Annotated in this window: 23 protein-coding genes; 12 read left to right on the top strand and 11 right to left on the bottom strand. The window is 73.1% G+C overall.

The annotated features are described in order from the left end of the window. Window positions 1-32: 32 nt before the first annotated feature. Window positions 33-605 (bottom strand): helix-turn-helix domain-containing protein, encoded by a 573-nt coding sequence (locus OIE75_RS05805; protein ID WP_125493716.1) that lies wholly within the window; start codon window positions 603-605, stop codon window positions 33-35. Window positions 606-757: 152 nt separating this feature from the next. On the opposite strand from OIE75_RS05805, the gene OIE75_RS05810 reads away from it, so the two are divergent. Further along, a complete protein-coding gene (locus OIE75_RS05810) occupies window positions 758-1615 on the top strand; it encodes an EamA family transporter (protein ID WP_307010236.1) in 858 nt (285 codons plus the stop codon). A 29-nt stretch (window positions 1616-1644) separates the two neighbouring features. Here OIE75_RS05810 and OIE75_RS05815 read toward each other — a convergent pair whose 3' ends face one another. After that, complete coding sequence (locus tag OIE75_RS05815; protein WP_329473937.1) at window positions 1645-2451, bottom strand: acyltransferase; 807 nt, start codon at window positions 2449-2451, stop codon at window positions 1645-1647. A gap of 107 nt (window positions 2452-2558) precedes the next feature. On the opposite strand from OIE75_RS05815, the gene OIE75_RS05820 reads away from it, so the two are divergent. Further along, on the top strand, window positions 2559-3095 hold the full coding sequence (locus OIE75_RS05820; RefSeq protein ID WP_329469812.1) for a gamma carbonic anhydrase family protein: 537 nt from the start codon (window positions 2559-2561) through the stop codon (window positions 3093-3095). An 86-nt stretch (window positions 3096-3181) separates the two neighbouring features. Here OIE75_RS05820 and OIE75_RS05825 read toward each other — a convergent pair whose 3' ends face one another. Then, the gene (locus OIE75_RS05825; protein WP_329469813.1) at window positions 3182-3805 is read right to left on the bottom strand and encodes a DedA family protein; all 624 of its coding nucleotides are present in this window, start codon (window positions 3803-3805) and stop codon (window positions 3182-3184) included. Window positions 3806-3887: 82 nt separating this feature from the next. Then, window positions 3888-4325, bottom strand: a complete 438-nt coding sequence (locus OIE75_RS05830; protein WP_125493734.1) for a DUF4442 domain-containing protein — start codon at window positions 4323-4325, stop codon at window positions 3888-3890. An 84-nt stretch (window positions 4326-4409) separates the two neighbouring features. On the opposite strand from OIE75_RS05830, the gene OIE75_RS05835 reads away from it, so the two are divergent. Next, window positions 4410-5312: a hypothetical protein gene (locus tag OIE75_RS05835; protein WP_329469814.1), complete on the top strand. Its 903-nt coding sequence runs from the start codon at window positions 4410-4412 to the stop codon at window positions 5310-5312. A 104-nt stretch (window positions 5313-5416) separates the two neighbouring features. Continuing rightward, window positions 5417-6436 carry a hypothetical protein gene (locus OIE75_RS05840; RefSeq protein WP_329469815.1) on the top strand — a complete coding sequence of 340 codons (1020 nt, stop codon included), beginning with the start codon at window positions 5417-5419 and terminating at the stop codon, window positions 6434-6436. 7 nt (window positions 6437-6443) lie between these two features. Here OIE75_RS05840 and OIE75_RS05845 read toward each other — a convergent pair whose 3' ends face one another. Next, the gene (locus OIE75_RS05845; protein WP_329469816.1) at window positions 6444-7289 is read right to left on the bottom strand and encodes a spermidine synthase; all 846 of its coding nucleotides are present in this window, start codon (window positions 7287-7289) and stop codon (window positions 6444-6446) included. 100 nt (window positions 7290-7389) lie between these two features. Next, window positions 7390-8571 carry an elongation factor Tu gene (gene tuf, locus OIE75_RS05850; RefSeq protein WP_329469817.1) on the bottom strand — a complete coding sequence of 394 codons (1182 nt, stop codon included), beginning with the start codon at window positions 8569-8571 and terminating at the stop codon, window positions 7390-7392. A gap of 387 nt (window positions 8572-8958) precedes the next feature. Between tuf and OIE75_RS05855 the strand changes: the two genes are divergently transcribed. Further along, window positions 8959-9747 (top strand): TVP38/TMEM64 family protein, encoded by a 789-nt coding sequence (locus tag OIE75_RS05855; protein ID WP_307010248.1) that lies wholly within the window; start codon window positions 8959-8961, stop codon window positions 9745-9747. Window positions 9748-9754: 7 nt separating this feature from the next. On the opposite strand, the gene OIE75_RS05860 is transcribed toward OIE75_RS05855, so the two are convergent. Next, window positions 9755-10924, bottom strand: coding sequence for a thiolase family protein (locus OIE75_RS05860; protein WP_307010249.1), 1170 nt, complete (start codon window positions 10922-10924; stop codon window positions 9755-9757). A 102-nt stretch (window positions 10925-11026) separates the two neighbouring features. On the opposite strand from OIE75_RS05860, the gene OIE75_RS05865 reads away from it, so the two are divergent. The 3 genes from OIE75_RS05865 (at window position 11027) to OIE75_RS05875 (ending at window position 12759) form a co-directional block, all read left to right on the top strand. Beyond that, on the top strand, window positions 11027-11500 hold the full coding sequence (locus OIE75_RS05865) for a winged helix-turn-helix transcriptional regulator (RefSeq protein ID WP_307010252.1): 474 nt from the start codon (window positions 11027-11029) through the stop codon (window positions 11498-11500). Between the two features lie 140 nt (window positions 11501-11640). After that, on the top strand, window positions 11641-12516 hold the full coding sequence (locus OIE75_RS05870; protein ID WP_307010253.1) for an undecaprenyl-diphosphate phosphatase: 876 nt from the start codon (window positions 11641-11643) through the stop codon (window positions 12514-12516). A 63-nt stretch (window positions 12517-12579) separates the two neighbouring features. Continuing rightward, window positions 12580-12759, top strand: a complete 180-nt coding sequence (locus tag OIE75_RS05875; protein ID WP_307010255.1) for a hypothetical protein — start codon at window positions 12580-12582, stop codon at window positions 12757-12759. Between the two features lie 32 nt (window positions 12760-12791). Here the strand turns inward: OIE75_RS05875 and OIE75_RS05880 are convergent, their stop codons facing one another. Next, entirely contained in the window at window positions 12792-13532 is a 741-nt protein-coding gene (locus tag OIE75_RS05880; protein ID WP_329469818.1) for an SDR family oxidoreductase, read from the bottom strand. A 152-nt stretch (window positions 13533-13684) separates the two neighbouring features. Here OIE75_RS05880 and lnt point away from each other — a divergent pair, with 152 nt between their 5' ends. Next, entirely contained in the window at window positions 13685-15259 is a 1575-nt protein-coding gene (gene lnt, locus OIE75_RS05885) for an apolipoprotein N-acyltransferase (protein WP_307010258.1), read from the top strand. On the opposite strand, the gene OIE75_RS05890 is transcribed toward lnt, so the two are convergent. After that, complete coding sequence (locus tag OIE75_RS05890) at window positions 15183-16088, bottom strand: Gfo/Idh/MocA family protein (protein WP_307010259.1); 906 nt, start codon at window positions 16086-16088, stop codon at window positions 15183-15185. The genes lnt and OIE75_RS05890 overlap by 77 nt on opposite strands. Before the next feature lie 13 nt (window positions 16089-16101). Further along, entirely contained in the window at window positions 16102-17283 is a 1182-nt protein-coding gene (locus OIE75_RS05895) for an FAD-dependent monooxygenase (RefSeq protein WP_329469819.1), read from the bottom strand. Between the two features lie 91 nt (window positions 17284-17374). Here OIE75_RS05895 and OIE75_RS05900 point away from each other — a divergent pair, with 91 nt between their 5' ends. The 3 genes from OIE75_RS05900 (at window position 17375) to OIE75_RS05910 (ending at window position 19173) form a co-directional block, all read left to right on the top strand. After that, window positions 17375-17992, top strand: coding sequence for a TetR/AcrR family transcriptional regulator (locus OIE75_RS05900; protein ID WP_329469821.1), 618 nt, complete (start codon window positions 17375-17377; stop codon window positions 17990-17992). A gap of 43 nt (window positions 17993-18035) precedes the next feature. After that, entirely contained in the window at window positions 18036-18548 is a 513-nt protein-coding gene (locus OIE75_RS05905; RefSeq protein WP_329469823.1) for a DinB family protein, read from the top strand. A 145-nt stretch (window positions 18549-18693) separates the two neighbouring features. Then, on the top strand, window positions 18694-19173 hold the full coding sequence (locus tag OIE75_RS05910) for a hypothetical protein (RefSeq protein WP_329469824.1): 480 nt from the start codon (window positions 18694-18696) through the stop codon (window positions 19171-19173). Window positions 19174-19202: 29 nt separating this feature from the next. Here the strand turns inward: OIE75_RS05910 and OIE75_RS05915 are convergent, their stop codons facing one another. Continuing rightward, the gene (locus tag OIE75_RS05915; RefSeq protein WP_307017770.1) at window positions 19203-19745 is read right to left on the bottom strand and encodes a hypothetical protein; all 543 of its coding nucleotides are present in this window, start codon (window positions 19743-19745) and stop codon (window positions 19203-19205) included. Window positions 19746-19944 lie beyond the last annotated feature (199 nt).

Raw genomic sequence — 19944 nt, forward strand, 5'->3', positions numbered from 1 at the left:
AACAACAGGTACCGGTGCGTGGGACGGCCGTCTCAGCGGACGGGCGGCACCGACACCGCCATGATCATCTCCATCGGCTCCGCGCCCTCGTTGCCGTACGTGTGCGGGGTGTCGGACTCGAAGGAGGCGCTGGCGCCGGCCGGGACGCTGTGCGCCGCCCCGTCGACGGTGAGCGTCAGCTCCCCGGCCGTGACGTGCACCATCTCGACCGTGCCGGTGGGGTGCGGGTCGGAGGGGCTGCTCTCCCCCGGCATCAGCCGCCACTCCCACATCTCGAGCGGCCCGGGCGCCTCCACCCCGGCGAGCAGCCTGCTGAAGCTGCCGGCGTCGGTGTGCCAGAGGCGTACCGCCTGTTCGGCTGGGACGACGCGGACCTTGGGGCCCTGCTCCCAGTCCAGCAGGGTGGTGATGCTGATGCCGAGCGCGTCGCCGATCTTGACGACGGTACCCAGGCTGGGGTTGGTGCGGGCCTGCTCGATCTGGATGAGCATGCCGCGGCTGACGCCCGCGCGGGCGGCCAGCGCCTCCAGGGTGAAGCCGCGCTCGGTGCGCCAGCGCTTGACGTTGCGCGCCAGGGACTGGGTCAGCAGGTCGAGGTCCGCCACGTTCCGTCCATTGCCTTCTTGGGTTCGCGCACGTTCGTGCACCGTTTGGCGCACCGATTAGTGCATTATTCTGGATGACTCAGTGCAGTTCAGTGAACTATGGTCTGCTGCACCCGAAGGTTCACCGAACTGTACTGCGAGGCGACCGGATCATGACAGCGCTGTTCGCCCTGGCCACCAGCCTCCTGTGGGGCATGGCCGACTTCGGCGGCGGGGTACTGACCCGGCGCACGCCCGCGCTCACGGTGGTCGTCGTCTCCCAGTCGGTCGCGGTCGTCGTCCTCGGCACGATCGTGGCCGCGACCGGCGCCTGGAGCGAGGCGTCCGCGCACCTCTGGTTCGCGGTCGCCGCCGGTCTGGTCGGTCCGGTGGCGATGCTCGCCTTCTACAAGGCGCTCGCCCTGGGCCCGATGGGCGTCGTCTCGCCGCTGGGCTCGCTCGGTGTGGCCGTCCCGGTGGGCGTGGGTCTCGTCCTCGGCGAGCGCCCCGGGCTGCCGCAGTTCGCCGGCATCCTGGTCGCCGTCGCGGGCGTGGTGCTCGCCGGCGGTCCGCAACTGCGCGGCGCGCCGGTCCAGCGGCGGACGGTCGCCCTCACCCTCGTCGCGGCCTTCGGGTTCGGTGCCGTGATGGCCCTGATCGCGGAGGCGTCGACCACGCTCACCGGCCTCTTCCTCGCCCTGTTCGTCCAGCGCGTCACCAACGTCGCCGCCGGCGGACTGGCCCTGTGGGTGTCCGTCCGGCGCGGCGCCCCCGCGCTGCCGCCGGAGGGCTTCCCCTGGGGCTCGCTGCCCGCGCTGGGCTTCGTGGGGCTCGCCGACGTCGCGGCCAACGGCACGTACTCGATCGCCGCCCAGCACGGCCCGGTGACGGTGGCGGCCGTGCTCGCCTCCCTGTATCCGGTGGTGACCGCGCTGGCCGCGCGCGGGTTCCTCAGCGAAAGGCTGCGCGCCGTGCAGGCGGCGGGCGCGGGCCTCGCCCTGGCGGGCACCCTGCTACTGGCCACGGGCTGACCCGGCCGCCGCACGGTCGCCGCGGACGCTCAGCTCTCGGCGGCCGGTTCCGCGAGCCTGTCCGTCACCTCCGGCCGGTCGTCGTCCAGCTCCGCCAGCCTGGCCAGCGCCTCGCCGTCCAGCCCCGACAACTCCCGCAGCTGTCCCGGCGTGACCCCGTCGGGAATCGGTACCGGGGCCGGGGTCCGCAGCGGCGGCTGCCAGCCCTCGGCGGGGGTCCAGCGCCGTACGACCTTGGCGGGCGCCCCCGCCACCACGGCGTGGTCGGGGACGGTGCCCCGCACCACGGCGCCGGCGGCCACGACCACGTTCCGCCCGATCCGCGCGCCGGGCAGGATCACCGCGCCGGTGCCGATCCAACAGCCGGGGCCGATCTCGACCGGGTCCATCCGGGGCCACTGCTTGCCGATGGGCTGGTGCGGATCGTCGTAGGAGTGGTTGGTGGAGGTGACGTAGACGTACGGGCCGAAGTAGCAGTCGCTGCCGATGGTGACGGTGGTGTCGGCGATGACGTGGCTGCCGCGGCCGAGGACGACCCCGTCACCGATGCGCAGGATCGGCTCGGGACCGAGGTCGAGGTCGGGCATGAGCCCGGCGGTCAGCGTGACCTGCTCGCCGATGATGCAGTGGGCGCCGACGTGGATCCAGGGCTCGCCGAAGACCGTGCCGAGCGGGAAGGCGAGCCGGGTGCCCGTGCCCAGCGCGCCGAAGCGGAAGCGTCCGGGGTGTGCGGCGGTCACGGAGCCGGTGCGCTGCACCCAGGCCCAGCCCGCGTGGACGGCCCGCTGCGCCAGGCGGCTCCGCCAGGACGAGAACGTGTTCTTGCGCTTGGGCACCCGCTCACGGTAGTCGGCGGGCGGTGCGGCCATGACCGCGGAGTGCTGTGATCTTCACCCCACCGGGTGGCGTACGGTGCCGTACATCACCCGAACAGGAGGCGGAGATGACGCAGAAGGCGCTGATCACGGGCATCGCCGGCAAGGAGCCCAAGGTGGACGCGGGGGCCTTCGTGGCACCGACGTCCTCGGTCATCGGGGACGTGACCCTGCACGCCGGGGCGAGCGTCTGGTACGGCGCGGTGCTGCGCGGCGACGTCGAGCGGATCTCGGTCGGCGCGGACAGCAACGTCCAGGACAACTGCACGCTGCACGCCGACCCCGGTTTCCCCGTCACGGTCGGCGAGCGGGTCTCCATCGGTCACAACGCCGTGGTGCACGGCGCGACCGTCGAGGACGACTGCCTGATCGGCATGGGGTCCACGGTCCTCAACGGCGCGGTGATCGGCGCGGGTTCGCTGGTCGCGGCCCAGGCGCTGGTGCCGCAGGGGATGCGGGTGCCGCCGGGCTCGCTGGTCGCGGGGGTGCCGGCGAAGGTCAGGCGGGAGCTGACGGAGGAGGAGCGGGCCGGGGTGTCGCTGAACGGCACGATGTACGCGGCGCTGGCCGGGGAGCATCGGGGGGCGTTGGGGGAGGTTCCGTAGTCTGCCGTCCGCGGCTTGTGGGTGGTTGCTCGCGCCCCGCGGCGGAGCCGCACGATGTCACAGCCCCGCGCCCCTGACGGGGCGCTTCACTCCCCGACAGGGAGCGGCTGGGCCTTCGCTGCCTTGCGCTTGACGATCAGCATCGAGGCGACCCCGATGACGACCGCCAGCACCAGGCCCAGCCACGAGAAGCGCTTGAGCCACGACTCCGCGACGATTCCGACGTAGTAGATGACGGCGGTGGTGCCGCCCGCCCAGACGATGCCGCCGAGGACGTTGGCGATCAGGAACTTCCAGTACGGCATCCGCAGCACACCGGCCAGCGGGCCCGCGAAGATGCGCAGCAGGGCGACGAAACGGCCGAAGAACACGGCCCACATGCCCCACTTCTGGAAGGACCGCTCGGCGGTGGCGATGTGGCCCTCGCTGAAGTGCTTCGGGAACTTGCGGCCCAGCCAGGCCAGCAGGGGCCGGCCTCCCTTGCGGCCGATGGCGTACCCGATGGAGTCGCCGATCACCGCGCCCGCGCTGGCGCAGGCACCGAGGACCAGCGGGTCGATGCCGCCGTGCTGCGACGACAGCAGGGCCGCCGACACCAGGATGATCTCACCGGGCAACGGGATGCCCAGGCTCTCCAGACCGATGACCAGTCCGACGACCGCGTAGACGGCCACCGCGGGCACCGTGTCGAGCCACTCCTGGACGTGCAACGCCCATCCTCCGCTTCGCGTACCTGTTCCCGGGTGCGCCTCGGCCGAGGCGCACCCGGGAAGCCTACCGGTTCACGGGAGGTCAGCTGTTGGGACGCAGGGTCCATATGACGGTCATCTCACCGGTCACCGCGCCGTCCTCGCGCCGGATGGCGACGCTGACCGGGAACTCGGGGCGGTTCCCGGCGTCCAGCTCGGCGACGACGTCGGCGGCGGGGCGGCCGAGCGTCGCGGTGGCGGTGACCGGGCCGAGCGCGATCTTCTTGAAGGCGATCTCGGCGGTGACCGGCAGCGGAACGGCCCGGGAGAGCTGGTCGCCGAAGGCGGCCAGCACGATCGCGCCGCTGGCCGACTCGCCCAGGGTGAACATGGCCCCGGCGTGCGGTCCGCCCACGTGATTGCGGTACTCGCTCTGGTCCGGGAGGGCCAGGACGGCCTTCTCCGGAGTGGTCTCCAGGTACTCGAGGTTCAGGGTCCTGACCATCGGCACCGTGGCGGCGAGCAACTCGCCGATCGACATCTGATCTGCGCTCATGGGGGTAGGTTACCCGTGAGTAGCATCCAGGGCCAGGCTGCTTGGAAGATCGTCGTAAGCTGTGCGCCCATGTGGCCAGGAGAGCAGTCACCCACCGGCGGACCGGACCCGCGGCAGCCCAACCCGTACCAGCAGCCCGCGCCGTGGAACGCCCCCACGGTCACGTCCGGCGGACCGCCCGGCCGGGGGCCCGGCAACGGCCGTACGAAGGCGGTGGCGATCGTCGCCGCCGTGGCCGTCGTGGTCGCCGCCGCCGTGACCGGGGCCGTCCTCCTGGGCGGCGGCGAGGACGAAGGGGCCCGGCCCGGCCCCACCGCCTCCGCGCCGTCCTCGTCCCCCGCCGACGACCCGCGCGGTGGTGACGACGAGCTGAAGCCGACCCTCGCCGGCTGGAACGTCGTCGCCAATCCCGGCCAGGGCATCGCCTTCGACGTACCGGCCTCCTGGGTGCGGCAGTCGCCCACGTGGGTCACCTACGTCGCGGAGGACGACGACCCCGACGAGAAGCCCCTGGTCGCCATGAAGGCCCCCGCCGTCCTCCAGGAGAAGTGGTGCGGCTCGGACGGCGACCGGGACGGCTCGGTCGACCACATTCCCCTGGCCACTGCCGGTACCCGGGGCAACAACGGCGCGCGGAGCACCGAGGAGATCGCCCGGGACGACTCGGCGGACTGGGTCTACGGCTCCTTCACCCAGCCGGACCGGGACAAGGTCTCGACGGAACCGGTGACGTCCTTCACCACCTCCTCCGGTATCAGGGGCAGCGTCGCCACCTCCCGGTCGTCCGGGGTGGAGAAGAAGGGCAAGTGCGACGTGAACGGCAAGGCGACCACCTTCGCCTTCGAGTCCGCGGACGGCGACTTCGTCTCCTGGTCGTTCGTCGGCCCCGCGGACGTCACGGACGAGGTGCCCGACGCCACCGTCCGCAGGATCCTCGCCACCGTCAGGGAGTACACCCCGGCGGACTCCTGAGGAGGCGGTGTGTGCAAGCGGAGACGAACCTTCCGCACTTCGGTACGTCCCTGACAAGGCCCGGTGACCGAATCGTGTCCTGGGCGGCATTAGGGTGACTGCTCATGTGGCCAGGACAGCAGCCGCCCGGGGGCGAGCAGAACCCGCAGAACAATCCGTACCAGCAGCCGGGGTACCAACAGCCGAATCCCTACCAGCAGCCGGGTTACCAGCAGCAGCCCGGCCAGTACGGGCAACAGCAGTGGGGGGCGCCGCAGCCCGCAGGGGCTCCGCAGCCCGCTCCGGGCGGTGGCGGTGGCGGGAACCGGACGAAGCTGGTCGCGATCGTCGCGGCCCTCGCCGTGGTGGTGGCCGCCGGTGTCACCGGGTTCCTGGTACTCGGCGGGGACAAGGACGACCAGGCGGACGACGGCAAGGACAAGAAGCCGTCCGCGAGCGCGTCCGCGGACAAGTCCGAGGCGCCGTCCACGGATCCGAGCGCGTCCGGCTCCGACGACAACCCGCGCGGCGGCGACGAGGCGCAGGCCACCGTCGACGGCTGGAAGGTCGTCGCCAACCCGCGCTTCGGCACCATGTTCGACGTGCCCGCGGACTGGGAGATCGACAGCAAGGACACCAGCGTCGGCTTCGAGTGGGAGGAGAAGGGCAAGACCGACCGCACGACGGTCACCGCCCCCGCCTACCTGAAGTCCGAGTGGTGCACCACGGACGAGAACAAGGACGGCCGCAAGGAGAGCACCGCCCTCGCGACCACCGGTACCCGTGGTGAGAGCGGCGCCAAGGACACCGACCAGGCGGCCGAGACGCGGGTGCCGTGGTGGATCTACGGCGGTTACACCCAGCCGGACAAGAAGAGCGTGAAGTACGGCAAGCCGAAGGCGTACACCACCACGTCCGGCATCAAGGGCAGCGTCATCACCGCGTACTCGCAGGGCACGCCCCAGAAGGGCAAGTGCGACACCGAGGGCAAGGCGATCACCTTCGGGTTCCAGAACAGCGCGGGCGATTTCGTCACCTGGAACCTGTACGGCGCCAAGGGCGTCGACGAGGAGGTCCCGGAGGCGACGATCCAGAAGATCCTCAGCACCGTGCGGCTCACCGAGGAACCTCCGACCGAGTCGTAGGCGCCGCTCAGCCGATGCCGAACGCCCCGGCGGGAGGCTCGGGCGACGGTACGGCGTCCGCGTCCCGCACCGGCCGCGCGCCGCCGATGAAGTCCCGCAGGGCCGCCCCGTGTTCGACCCTGGCCGGGAAGGCGTCGGCGGCGGTGCGCCGGGCCAGCGCCGGGATGTCCAGGGGCCGGCCCGCGGCGATGAGGACCGCGTTGCCGAACCGGCGCCCGCGCAGCACCCCCGGTTCGGCGATCAGCGCCAGTTCCCCGAAGAGCGTGGCGAAGCCGGCCAGCTGGCCGCGCAGGAAGCCGAACGGCGCCCCGTCGGCGAGGTTGGCCACGTACACGCCGTCGGCGCGCAGGACCCGTGCCGCCTCGCGGGCGTACTCGACGGAGGTCAGCTGCGCCGGCACGCGTGAGCCCCCGAAGACGTCGGCGACCAGCACGTCGGCCGAGTCCGCGGGGGCCGCGGCCAGCCAGGCGCGGGCGTCGGCGCCGTGCGCGGTGATGTCCGCGCCGTCCGGCAGCGGCAGGTGCTCGGCGACCAGGTCCAGCAGCCCCCGGTCCACCTCCACGACGTCCTGGCGCGACCCGGGCCGGGTGGCGGCCAGGTACCGCGGCAGGGTGAACGCGCCGCCGCCGAGGTGCAGCACGTCCAGCGCGCGGCCCGGCTCGGCCACGGTGTCCAGGACGTGGCCGAGCCGGCGCGTGTACTCGAACTCCAGGTGCGCCGGCTCGTCCAGGTCGACGTAGGACTGCGGCGCCCCGTCCACGGTGAGCAGCCAGGCCCGCCGCCGGTCGACGTCGGGCATGAGCTTGGCGGTGCCGTGGTCGGTGACGCGGCTTACGGGGATGGCTTGGTTCACCTCCCTATTGTGCCTGTGCGACAGCGCCCCGACAGGGCCGCGGGGAACTGCGTGACCAGCCACGATGGACCCGCGGCCCCCCACCCGCAGCAAGCGGCAGTCACCCGACGGCCGTCACGGTTCCCGCCCCCACGGTCCGTCCCCCCTCACGGATCGCGAACCCGAGCCCGGTCTCCAACGGCACATCCCGCCCCAGCTCCACCGTCATCGTGACCGTGTCCCCGGGCCGCGCCACGGCCACCTCCCCGAGATCGACGTCTCCGACGACATCAGCCGTACGGATGTAGAACTGCGGCCGATACCCCGTGGCGACGGGTGTCGAACGCCCTCCCTCCCGCGCCGACAACACGTACACCCGCGCCGAGAAGCGCCGCGCGGGCACGACGCTGCCGGGCGCGGCGACCACGTGCCCCCGGCGCACGGCGTCGCGGCCGACACCTCGCAGCAGCAGCGCGACGTTGTCCCCGGCCTGGGCCTCCTCCATCGGCTTGCCGAAGGTCTCCAGACCGGTGACCACCGTCTCGACGGACGCCCCGAGCACCTCGACCCGGTCGCCGACGCGGATCGTGCCGCGCTCGACCGCGCCGGTGACGACCGTGCCGCGGCCGGTGATGGTGAGCACGTTCTCCACCGACAGCAGGAACGGCGCGTCCAAGTACCGCTCCGGCATGGGCACGTAGGTGTCCACGGCGTCGAGCAGCGCCTCGACGGACGCCGTCCACCGGGGGTCGCCCTCCAGGGCCCTCAGTCCCGAGACCCGCACGACGGGCACCGAGTCGCCGCCGTAGCCGTGCGCGGTGAGCAGCTCGCGGACCTCCAGTTCGACGAGGTCGGCCAGCACCGCGTCGTCGCCGTCTCCGACGGCGTCGGCCTTGTTGAGCGCGACCACGATGTGGTCGACGCCCACCTGCCGGGCGAGCAGGACGTGTTCGGCGGTCTGCGGCATGATCCCGTCCAGCGCGGACACGACGAGGATCGCCCCGTCGAGCTGGGCGGCGCCGGTGACCATGTTCTTGACGTAGTCGGCGTGGCCGGGCATGTCGACGTGCGCGTAGTGCCGGGTGTCGGTCTCGTACTCGACGTGCGCGATGTTGATGGTGATGCCGCGCGCCGCCTCCTCAGGGGCCCGGTCGATGCGGTCGAACGGCACGAACGTGCCGGCGCCGCGCTCGGCGAGGACCTTGGTGATGGCGGCGGTCAGGGTGGTCTTGCCATGGTCGACATGGCCCATCGTGCCGATGTTCAGATGCGGTTTGGTGCGGACGTACGCCGTCTTGGACATGGCGGTACCTCGAAGCCTCGTGGCGGTGGTGGGGACCCCGGTGTCCGGCCGACCCTCCCCCTGGGGGGTCCGCCGGAGTGTCCGGGGAGGGTCAGCTTCGGGCGCCGTCGGCGGCGGCCGGGAAGAAGAGGACGGCAGCCTTCGGCGCATCCGCGACGGCGGATGCTGCGAGGTGGAAGGCGTACCGGAACATGAGGCAGATCTTCGCCGACGCCCCGTTCCACGTCGAATGGTTTTCGGGAGTGGTGTGGAGACAACGACGGTGCGTCCAACGGCCTGGTGAGCAGGGCGGAACCGGCAGGGCGCGGGGCGGGGATTCACTCGGCTGTGACGCTGGTGAGACGCTCCATACGGCGATCACACACATTTGTCGGTTAGTGTCACCGGATGCTCGATGCCACCACCCGCTCTGGGGGCACCGCCACGGTCACTCCCCGGACCGCCGCAACGGAGCTCGCCGTCGCCACCGCCGGCGGGCCGGTCCCACCGGCCGCACCGACCGGGTTCGCCGCCCGCGTGACCAGAGTCCTGCTCTCGCCGTGGTCCCGGCTCTCCCTGCTCGTCGCCCTGCTGGCCTCGGCCGCGACCACGGTCCTGCTCTTCCAGCCGCAGCAGTTGCTCACCGACGGCTGGCCGCCACAGCTCGGTGGAGCCGCGGCGGCCGTCGCCTACGCGGTGGCCTACGGGCTGTGCACCGTCGCCTTCGTGCCGCGTCCGCTGCTGAACCTGGCCGCGGGTGCGCTGTTCGGCTCGCAGCTCGGCCTCGCCTCCGCGCTGGCGGGAACGGTGCTCGGCGCCGGGATCGCCTTCTGCCTGGGCCGGGTACTGGGCCAGGAGGCGCTGCGTCCGCTGCTGCGGGGCAAGTGGCTGAGGGCCGCGGACGGGCAGCTCAGCCGGCACGGCTTCCGCTCGATGCTGGCGGCCCGGCTGTTCCCCGGGGTGCCGTTCGCCGCGGCCAACTACTGCGCGGCGGTGTCCCGCATGGGCCTGCTCCCCTTCCTCCTGGCGACGGGACTGGGGTCCATCCCCAACACCGCCGCCTACGTGGTCGCCGGGGCCCGCGCCTCGACACCGACGTCTCCGGCCTTCCTGATCGCGCTGGCCTGCATCGCCCTGCCGGGGCTTGCCGGCGCGGCGGTGGCCTGGCGCAAGCGCCACCGGCTGCGCGGGCACTGACGGCGCGTTACACGGCCTCCAGGATCATGGCGTTGGCGAGGCCGCCCGCCTCGCACATGGTCTGGAGCCCGTAGCGCGCTCCGCGCTCCCTGAGGGCGTGGACGAGGGTGGTGGTCAGCCGGGTGCCGCTGGCGCCGAGGGGGTGGCCCAGCGCGATGGCCCCGCCGTGCACGTTGACCTTGTCGAGGTCGGCGCCGGTCTCCTGCTGCCAGGCCAGCACCACGCTCGCGAACGCCTCGTTGACCTCGAACAGGTCGATGTCCCCCAGGGAGAGCGACGCCCGGCGCAGCACCTTCTCGGTGGCGGGGATCACGCCCGTCAGCATCAGCAGCGGGTCGGAGCCGGTGACGGCGAAGCTGTGCAGGCGGGCGAGCGGGCGCAGGCCGAGGCGGGCGGCGGTCTCGGCCGAGGTGATCAGCACGGCCGAGGCGCCGTCGTTGACCGGGCTGGCGTTACCCGCGGTGACGTTCCACTCGATCTGCGGGAAGCGCTCGGCGAAGGCCGGGTCGTGGTAAGCGGGCCGGAGACCGGCGAGGACCTCCACGCTGCTCGCGGGGCGTACGCACTCGTCGCGCGAGACACCGTCCAGGGGCGCGATCTCGGCGTCGAAGCGCCCCGACTCCCAGGCCGCGGCGGCCTTCCGGTGCGAGGAGACGGCGAAGGCGTCCATCCGCTCCCGGGAGAGCGACCACTTGGCGGCGATCAGTTCGGCGCTGATGCCCTGCGGGACGAGTCCGTCCGGGTAGCGGGCCGCGACGCCGGGGCCGAAGGGGTCCGCGCCGGCCGGCACGTTCGACCACATCGGGACGCGGCTCATCGACTCGACCCCGCAGGCGACGACCAGGTCGTACGCCCCGGCCATGACACCCTGCGCGGCGAAGTGGACGGCCTGCTGGGAGGAGCCGCACTGCCGGTCCACGGTGGTCGCGGGCACGGACTCGGGGAAGCCGGCGGACAGCAGGGCGTAGCGGGTGGTGTTCATCGCCTGCTCGCCGACCTGGTCGACGGTGCCGCCGATGACGTCGTCGATCAGCGCCGGGTCGACGCCGGACCGCTCGACGAGGGTGCGCAGCGTGTGCGCGAGGAGTTCCACGGGGTGGACGTGGGCGAGGGCGCCGTTCGGCCTGCCCTTGCCCATCGGGGTGCGTACGGCTTCGACGACGACTGCTTCACGCATGCTGCGGGCCTCCGGCTGCCGGCGACTACCAGTGAGTAGGTTTTCTGGACTCACCGTAGCCCCATGCGTTGGAAAAACAAACCCTCCCCTATGCTGGGCGCCATGGCCGCCGCCCCCAAGAACCCGCGACCCTGCTCGATCGCCGACACCCTGGCGCTCGTCGGGGAGAAGTACTCCCTGCTCGTCCTGCGTGAGGTCTGCCTCGGCAACGGCCGCTTCGACCAGCTGGTCCGCAACACCGGCGCCCCGCGCGACATCCTCGCCACCCGGCTGCGGCGGCTCCTGGACGCGGGCATCCTGACCAAGCAGCCGTACAGCGAGCGCCCGCAGCGCTTCGAGTACCGGCCGACCCGGGCGGGACTGGAGCTGGAACCGGTACTGATGACCCTCATGGCCTGGGGCGACCGGCACCTGCGCGCGGACGACGACCGCCCCATGGTGATCGAGCACGTCTGCGGCAGCGAGCTGGTCCCGCGGATCACCTGCCGCGCCTGCGGCGACACCGTCCGGCACGAGGACCTGACCGCCCATCCGCAGGCCGACGGCTGGACCGTGACGGGCCCGACGGCCGCCTAGGAGACCTTTGACCCCTGTGGGCCGGACTTCACTTTGGGGCGCTACGCTGCCCCTCGGCACAGCCGGTCCCGATCATCCGACTTCGGGGTCCGGTGCGCCCATCGCCCTTTTCTCGCTCGGCACTTGGACTCCGTAATTTCATGTCTTGGTTCGAATCACTCATCCTCGGACTCGTCCAGGGGCTGACCGAGTTCCTCCCCGTGTCCTCCAGCGCGCACCTGCGCCTGACGGCGGCGTTCTCCGGCTGGCACGACCCGGGCGCCGCCTTCACGGCGATCACGCAGATCGGCACCGAGGCCGCGGTCCTCATCTACTTCCGCAAGGACATCGGGCGCATCATCTCGGCGTGGACACGGTCGCTGACCGACAAGTCGATGCGCCACAACCCCGACGCGCGCATGGGCTGGCTGGTGATCGTCGGCTCGATCCCGATCGGCGTGCTCGGCCTGACGCTGAAGGACCAGATCGAGGGGCCCTTCCGCGACCTGCGGATCACCGCGACGATGCTGATCGTCGTCGGTGTGATCATCGGCATCGCGGACCGGATGGCCGCGCGGGACGAGAAGGGCGGCCGGCACCGCGCTCCCCGCGCGCGCAAGGAGCTGGAGAACCTGACCGTCCGGGACGGCCTGATCTACGGCGTCTGCCAGGCGGCGGCCCTCATCCCGGGCGTCTCCCGGTCCGGGGCCACGATCAGCGGCGGCCTCTTCATGGGCTACCGGCGCGAGGCGGCGGCCCGGTACTCGTTCCTGCTCGCGATCCCGGCGGTGCTCGCCTCCGGGCTGTTCGAGCTGACGGACGCGATGGAGAGCGACCACGTCTCCTGGGGGCCGACGCTGTTCGCGACGGTCATCGCCTTCGGCACCGGATACGCGGTGATCGCCTGGTTCATGAAGTTCATCTCCACGAAGAGCTTCATGCCGTTCGTCTGGTACCGCATCGCGCTCGGCATCGTCATCATCGCCCTGGTCAGCACCGGCGCCCTCAGCCCGCACGCCGCGGAGTCGGCGGGCTGACCGCCACCGCTTCCGTAGCCGTCCGGTAGCGCACTGTCAGTGCTTGCCCCTAGGCTTGTCCGCATGTCCCCCGATTACACGACTCCTGGTTCCGTGCGCTCGTCCGCGGAACTGAACGAGAAGATCCGTGCGCTCTGGCACCGCGCGGGCGGGACCCTGTCGGCGCAGGAGCGTGTGGAGTACGAGTTGCTGGTGGTCGAGTGGGCGACCGCGATCCGCGGCGAGGTCATCGAGGCCGCCTGACCCGGAGCCGCCCGCCCGGCACCCGCCCGCCGTCAGCGCCCGCCGGCCACCCGGAGCACCGTCCCCGTCGTGTACGAGGCGTCGGGCGACATCAGCCAGGAGATCGCCGCCGCGATCTCCTCCGCCCGTCCGGCACGGCCCATCGGCACCGCCGCCCCCATCCGCCGCGCCCGGTCCGGCGCGCCCGCCGCCGCGTGCATCTCGGTGTCGATGACGCCGGGCGCGACCGCGTTGACCCGGACGCCGTCCGGCCCCAGCTCCTTGGCCAGGCCCAGCGTCAGCGTGTCGACGCCCGCCTTGGCCGCCGCGTAGTGGACGTACTCCCCCGGGCTGCCGAGGGTCGCGGCGCCCGACGAGACGTTCACGATCACACCGCTCCCCCGCGCCGTCATGAGCCGCGCGGCACGCCGGGCGCACAGCAGCACCCCGAGCAGGTTGACGTCCAGGACCCGGCGCAGGTCGGCGGTGTCGCTGTCGGCGAGGCGCCCCAGCGGCCCGGTCACGGCCGCGTTGTTCACCAGGCCCGTCACCGGCCCGAGCCGTTCCTCCGCCACGTCGAAGAGGCGCTCGACGTCGGCCTCGACCGCGGTGTCCGCGCGCACCGCCACCGCGCGTCCGCCCGCCTCGCGCACGCCCGAGACGACGGCTTCGGCGGCCGCCGAGTCCCGCGCGTAGCCCACGGCCAGGTCGTGCCCGTCCGCCGCGAGGCGCAGACAGGTCGCCGCGCCGATGCCACGGCTGCCGCCGGTGACCACGGTGATGGGTCGGTTCATGAGCACCTCCGATTTGATCGATCATCGATCACTCTAGGACGCGGAGAACGCCTTGCACATGCCTTGCGCACCATCGGCACCCGGTGTGATCAACTGAAATTCGCCCTCGTCGCGGGCGCACACTGTAGGCATCGGGGGGTAGGGAGGCGCCCATGAAGACGCTCGACCGCCGGCTCGCCTCCCCGTGGTGGCGCTCGGCCGCCGCCGTGCTCGCCGGAGCGCTGCCCGTACTCGCCTTCCCGGGCCCCGCCCTGTGGTGGTGGGCCTGGTTCGCGCTGGTCCCCTGGATCCTGCTGGCCCGCACCGCCCCGACCGGGAAGCGGGCGGCGTACGACGGGTGGTGCGCCGGCTTCGGCTTCATGCTCGCCATGCACCACTGGCTGCTGCCGAACCTGCACGTGTTCACCTTCGTGATCGCGGCGCTGCTCGGCGCGCTGTGGGCGCCCTGGGGCTGGCTGGTGCGGCGGCTGCTGGGCGGCGCACCCTCGGCCGGCCGGGTCGCGGTGGCGCTCCTGGTACTGCCGTCGGGCTGGCTGGCCGCGGAACTGGTCCGCTCCTGGCAGGGGCTCGGCGGCCCCTGGGGGATGCTCGGCTCCAGCCAGTGGGAGGTGGCCCCGGCGCTGCGGCTGGCCTCGGTCGGCGGGGTCTGGCTGCTGAGCTTCCTGGTGGTGGCGGTGAACGTCGCCCTCGCCGTGCTCGTCGCCGTCCGCCGGGCGCGGGTGCCCGCGCTGGCCGGGCTCGTCGCCACCGCGGCCGCCACCTCCGCGGCCTGGGTCTGGTCGCCGCGCCCCGACACCGACGAGCGCGCCGCGATCGCCGTGGTGCAGCCCGGCGTCGTGGAGGGCGCGGCCAGCGCCGACCGGCGCTTCGACCGCGAGGAACAGCTCACCCGCGGGCTCACCGACCGGGACCTCGATCTGATCGTCTGGGGCGAGAGCAGCGTCGGCTTCGACCTGGACGACCGGCCCGACCTGGCCCGCCGGCTTGCGGCGCTGTCCCGGGAGACCGGCGCGGAGATCCTCGTCAACGTGGACGCGCGGCGCTCGGACAAGCCGGGCATCTACAAGAGTTCGGTGCTGGTCGGCCCCGACGGCCCGACCGGCGACCGGTACGACAAGATGCGGCTGGTGCCCTTCGGGGAGTACGTGCCGGCCCGCTCCCTGCTCGGCTGGGCCACCTCCGTCGGCGAGGCGGCGGGCGAGGACCGCAGGCGGGGCACCGAGCAGGTGGTGATGAAGGTCGGGGACGGGCTGCGGATCGGCCCGATGGTGTGCTTCGAGAGCGCCTTTCCCGACATGAGCCGCCAGCTGGCCGCCGACGGCGCGGAGGTGCTGGTCGCCCAGTCGTCGACGTCGACGTTCCAGCACACCTGGGCTCCCGAGCAGCACGCCTCGCTCGCCGCGCTGCGCGCCGCGGAGACCGGCCGGCCGATGGTGCACGCGACGCTGACCGGCGTCTCCGCCGTGTACGACGCGAACGGGAAGCGGATCGGCTCCTGGCTCGGCACCGACGCGAGCACCGCGCGGGTGTACGAGCTCCCCCTCACGCACGGCACCACGCCGTACGTGCGTCTCGGCGACTGGACCGTGCACGCGGCGCTGGTGATCCTCGCGGCGTGGGGCGCCGGCGAGGGCGTTCGGGCGGTGCGGCTCAGGCGGAACGCTCGTGGACCGCGCGTACCACCCGCTCGCACAGATCGTGGGTCTCCAGCGCGTCCCGGGCACTGAGCACCCGCCCCGCGCGCACCGCGTCGAGGAAGGCGAGCACCGCCTGCTCGATGCCGCGCTGCCGGGCGACCGGCACCCAGTCGCCGCGCCGCCGCACGGTCGGCTGGCCCTTGTGGTCGATCACCTCGGCGAGGTTGACCACCTGGCGCTTGGTGTCCTGGCCGGAGACCTCAAGGATCTCCTCCGCCGAACCGCTGAGGCGGTTCATGACGCCGAGCGCGGTGAAGCCCTCCCCGGCAAGCTGGAGCACGACGTGGTGCAGGAGGCCGTCCTGGACGCGGGCACGCACGGTCACGTCGTCGACCGGTCCCGGTACCAGGAAGCGGAGCGTGTCCACGACGTGGATGAAGTCGTCGAGGATCATCGTGCGCGGTTCCTCGGGCAGCCCGGTGCGGTTCTTCTGCATGAGGATCAACTCGCGCGGGTGCTCGGCGCACTGCGCGTACCCGGGCGCGTAACGGCGGTTGAAGCCGACGGCGAGGCTGGTCCGCCGCTCCTCGGCGAGGGCCACCAGCCGTTCGGAATCGGCGAGTTCGTAGGCGAGCGGCTTGTCGACGTAGGTCGGGACGCCGGCTTCCAGGAGCCCGGTCACGATCTCGGGGTGGACGGCGGTCGGCGCGTGCACGAACGCGGCGTCGAGGCCCTGGGCGAGCAGTGAGCCGAGGTCGGCGTGGCGCTGGGTCTCGGGCAGGCGCAGTCCGTCGGCGACCCGGGTGAGGGTGGCGGGGGTGCGGGTCTGCAGGTGCAGTTCGGCCCCCGGCAGGGCGGAGAGCACCGGCAGGTACGCCTTCCGCGCGATGTCGCCGAGTCCGATGCAGCCGACCTTCACGGGGTGTGCTCCTCTATCGTTCGCCGGTCCGGGTCCGCGCTGAAGCATACGGGGGCTGCGGTGGCCGCCAGTCGGCGATGCCGTCGAAGCCCCGCAGGAAGAGGCCGGGTGCCGCCCTGGACAGCGCGAGCAGCGCGGCGTCACGGGCCGCGATCCCGGCCCGGCTGGTCATCAGGTTGAGACGGGCGACCCGGACGGCCTGGCGGGCGACGGCACCGGCCCGGGGCTGCCGGGCGGCCGTGTAGGCGGCGAGGTCCCGGCTGTGGTGGGCGAGGACGACCGCGTCCTCGACGGCCTGATTGCCGCCCTGCCCGAGGTTGGGCGGCATGGCGTGCGCGGCGTCGCCGAGCAGGGCGACCCGGCCGCGGTGGTAGGCGGGCAGCGGTGCGGCGATGTGGTGCACGTCGTGCCGCAGGACGTCCTCGGGGCGGGCCGCGGCGAGCACCGCGGGAATCGGGTCGTGCCAGTCGCCGTAGCGGTGCAGCAGCTCCGCCCGCTCGTCCGCCGCGTGTCCGCCGGCCGCGGTGACGGCGGCGGCGTAGGCGTAGGCCCGGCCGTCCTTGAGCGGGTGTGTGCCCCAGATGCGGCCCCGCCCCCACGTCTCGTGGGAGGCGAACTCGACGCCGGGCAGCGGGATCACGACCCGCCAGGTGGTGAAGCCGGAGTAGACGGTGCCGGGGTGGTCCGGGAACAGGGTGCGGCGTACGGCGGAGTGGATGCCGTCGGCGGCGACGACCAGGTCGGCCTCCCACTCGCCGTCCGCGGTGCGCACCCTGGCCGGGCGGTCGTGGTCGCCGGGGTCGGTGAGCATCGCGTCGGCGGCCGTGCGGACGGCGTCCGGGGGCAGCCGCTCGGACAGGCGGTCGATGAGGGTGGCCCGGTGCAGCAGCACCAGCGGGCCGCCGAACCGGGCCGCGGCGGCCTCCGCGCTGGACCGGGAGAGCCAGCGTCCGCCCGGGGTGCGCAGTCCTCCGTCGCCCTGCCAGGCGGCGAGGTCGCGGATCTCGTCGCCGAGGCCGATGACGTCCAGCGCGCGCAGGGCGTTGGGCGACAGGGAGATGGCCGCGCCGATCGGCCGCAGGGAGGGGGCCCGCTCCAGGACGGTGACCCGCAGTCCGTCCTGGTGCAGGGCCACCGCCGCGGTGAGGCCACCGATGCCACCGCCGATCACGACGGCCCGCCTTGTCCGTGCCATGGCTCTCCCCACCGTTCTCTTCACTACAGATGTAGTAACTTCTGCCACCGACTGTACTACAGCCGTAGTACCGTCCGGTAGGTTGACCTCCATGCCCCCCTCGACACCGGCCTCCGCGGCCCCCGCCACCCCCGCCGCCGCCTCCCGCGCCGACCTGGTCGCCGACGCCGCGCTGGCCCTGCTCGCCGAGCGCGGGATGCGCGGGCTGACGCACCGCGCGGTCGACGAGACGGCCGGGCTCCCGCAGGGCTCCACCTCCAACCTCGCCCGCACCCGGCAGGCCCTGCTCGAACTGGCGGTGCGGCGCCTGGCCGACCGGGAGGAACGGGTGCTGGCGCTGCACGAGATGCCGGACCCGCGCGCCGGCCTCGACTCCCTGGTGGACGCGCTGGCACTGGCGACGCACCGCGCGCTGACCCTCAACCGGGAGCTGACGCTGGCCCGCTACGAACTGGCCCTGGAGGCCACCCGCCGCCCCGAGCTGCGGGCCCACTTCGACGCCGCGGGCGCCCGATTCCGGGAGCGGCTGGGCGGTCTCGTCACGGAGCTGGGCTCGCCGGACCCGGAGCGCCACGTGCTCTCGCTGGTCGCCTGGGCGGACGGACTGATGTTCAGCTGCGTGGCCGGCAGCTTCCACGCCGAGGTGCCCGGCCTCCAGGACGTGCGGTCGGGACTGCGGGAGATCCTGGACGGCATGCTGGGCGGCTGAAACTCCCTGGCGCACGGGGACGGCGCCGGGCGAGGATGCCGGCATGACTACCGAACGCCGCGAGCCCGACACCGACGCCGACGAACGCACCATGCTGGAGGGCTGGCTCGAGTACCACCGCCAGACCCTCGCCTGGAAGTGCGAGGGCCTGACCGACGAACAACTGCGCACGGCCTCCGTGAGCCCGTCGGGACTGACCCTGATGGGACTGGTCCGACACATGGCGGAGGTGGAGCGCAGCTGGTACCGCAGGGTGCTGGCGGCCGAGGAGGCGGGCCCGATCTACTACTCGGACGCGGATCGGAACGGGGAGTTCCGGGTGACCGCGTCGGACACCTGGCAGGAGGCGCGCGCGACCTGGCAGGCCGAGATCGAGACGGCCCGGCGCAACGCGGCCGGCTTCTCCCTGGACGACATGGGCCGGGGAAAGCACGCCCGCACCGGTGAGCGCTTCAACCTGCGCTGGATCCACACCCACATGATCGAGGAGTACGCCCGTCACAACGGGCACGCCGACCTGATCCGTGAGTGCCTGGACGGTGCCACGGGCGACTGACGTCACCCCCGACGGCCACCGGGCCTCCGTACGGGGCCGGAGATCACCCGTGCGGGGCAACCTCCGCTTGTCAGGCGTCGTGGAACGGACCCGAACCAGCAGAGTGACGCGGGTGCATCGAACGAGGACCACAGCGACGCTCCTGGTGACCTTGGCCGTCAGCGCCCTGACCGGCTGTACGACGGTCCACGCCCCGGCCGCCGCCGACCCCACCCCGGCGGACGCCCGCTCCCAGGCGCCGCGCCCGGACGGACCGGCCGAACCGCGGGCCGTACAGGCCCCGGCCCGGGAGGCGCTGGAGATGATCGGCCCCTCGCCGACCCCGGGCCGCGGGGCCCGGGAACTGCGCGGTACGGAACCCCCGGCCGCCGGGCCGCCCCGGCAGGAGACCCCGGCCGCCCGGGCCCGCCCCGAACCGCGGCCACGGCCCGCCCGGCCCGAGACAGCGGCGCGGCCCGAACGGCCGAGGGTGCCGGGCCCCGAGGCCCCCGCGCTCCCCCACGCTCCCTCGACCGGCCGGGACACCAGCCGGAACGCGGACGTGTGCTCGCTCGGCAAGCGGTACGGCGGCTGGCGCCCCGGCAGCCCGGAATCCCGCATCTGCGAGCAGGCGTACGGCCCCTGAGCGGGACGGCGCACGGGCGCCACGCATGCCTAGGGCCGCTGCCGCGGTGGCCTCGGCCATCCGCCGGGACGGTCGGGCCCGTCCGTACCACGGCCCGCGCCGTCCAGGCGGCGCTCCAGCCGGCCGATCGCCGCGCGTACACCCTCGCCGTAACGGTCGGGGGCCAGTGACTCGGCCGCGCCCCGGGCGCGCCGCAGGTGCAGGCGGGCGGCCTCGCGGTGGCCGAGGCGGTCGTAGTCGTCCGCGAGGTTCAGATGGAGCGAGGGGTACAGGGCGCGCGCGGCGAGCCTGCCCTCCTGGCGATCGGCGAGCGGGTCCCGGGTGATCTCCTCGGCGGCCGCCAACGCGCGCAGGTCCCAGGCCAGTTCGTCGCCCGGGTCGTCCTGGGTGTCGGCCAGGTAGTGGGCCAGCGTGCACCGGTGCAGGGGGTCGCCGTGCTCGCCGATCTCCGCCCACAGGCCGAGGAAGCGGTCCCGGGCCTCCTCGCGGTCGCCCGCGTGATGCAGCATGACGACCTGGCCGATGCGCGTCAGCACGGCATCCGGCGCCGCCTGCTCCCGTCCCTTGGCCACCACGTCCTCCGTGCCCTCGTCGGCTGTCACGACCGACGGTAGGGCCTGTCCGGCGGATCATGCCGCAGACGCGGGGTCTGGCACGCCCATCTGCCGCGTTGCCGTCGGTTGCCGGGGCTCCGCCCTGTCGCCCTCCTCCGCCTTGCAGCTGGACGCACCAGACCCCGCTCACCGGCGATGATCATGCACTGTTCCTTCC

Origin of the sequence: Streptomyces sp. NBC_01723 (assembly GCF_036246005.1) — a bacterium.
In the GTDB taxonomy this organism is placed as follows: domain Bacteria; phylum Actinomycetota; class Actinomycetes; order Streptomycetales; family Streptomycetaceae; genus Streptomyces.

Bases quoted from the DNA above. Each gene is read 5' to 3' on its own strand.
- OIE75_RS05905 (WP_329469823.1), top strand. From the start codon at position 18,036: ATGACTACCGAACGCCGCGAGCCCGACACCGACGCCGACGAACGCACC.
- OIE75_RS05835 (WP_329469814.1), top strand. From the start codon at position 4,410: ATGTGGCCAGGAGAGCAGTCACCCACCGGCGGACCGGACCCGCGGCAG.
- lnt (WP_307010258.1), top strand. From the start codon at position 13,685: ATGAAGACGCTCGACCGCCGGCTCGCCTCCCCGTGGTGGCGCTCGGCC.
- OIE75_RS05860 (WP_307010249.1), bottom strand. From the start codon at position 10,924: ATGCGTGAAGCAGTCGTCGTCGAAGCCGTACGCACCCCGATGGGCAAG.
- OIE75_RS05810 (WP_307010236.1), top strand. From the start codon at position 758: ATGACAGCGCTGTTCGCCCTGGCCACCAGCCTCCTGTGGGGCATGGCC.
- OIE75_RS05855 (WP_307010248.1), top strand. From the start codon at position 8,959: ATGCTCGATGCCACCACCCGCTCTGGGGGCACCGCCACGGTCACTCCC.
- OIE75_RS05870 (WP_307010253.1), top strand. From the start codon at position 11,641: ATGTCTTGGTTCGAATCACTCATCCTCGGACTCGTCCAGGGGCTGACC.
- OIE75_RS05900 (WP_329469821.1), top strand. From the start codon at position 17,375: ATGCCCCCCTCGACACCGGCCTCCGCGGCCCCCGCCACCCCCGCCGCC.
- OIE75_RS05880 (WP_329469818.1), bottom strand. From the start codon at position 13,532: ATGAACCGACCCATCACCGTGGTCACCGGCGGCAGCCGTGGCATCGGC.
- OIE75_RS05840 (WP_329469815.1), top strand. From the start codon at position 5,417: ATGTGGCCAGGACAGCAGCCGCCCGGGGGCGAGCAGAACCCGCAGAAC.
- OIE75_RS05895 (WP_329469819.1), bottom strand. From the start codon at position 17,283: ATGGCACGGACAAGGCGGGCCGTCGTGATCGGCGGTGGCATCGGTGGC.
- OIE75_RS05830 (WP_125493734.1), bottom strand. From the start codon at position 4,325: ATGTCGATCGGCGAGTTGCTCGCCGCCACGGTGCCGATGGTCAGGACC.
- OIE75_RS05875 (WP_307010255.1), top strand. From the start codon at position 12,580: ATGTCCCCCGATTACACGACTCCTGGTTCCGTGCGCTCGTCCGCGGAA.
- tuf (WP_329469817.1), bottom strand. From the start codon at position 8,571: ATGTCCAAGACGGCGTACGTCCGCACCAAACCGCATCTGAACATCGGC.
- OIE75_RS05820 (WP_329469812.1), top strand. From the start codon at position 2,559: ATGACGCAGAAGGCGCTGATCACGGGCATCGCCGGCAAGGAGCCCAAG.
- OIE75_RS05865 (WP_307010252.1), top strand. From the start codon at position 11,027: ATGGCCGCCGCCCCCAAGAACCCGCGACCCTGCTCGATCGCCGACACC.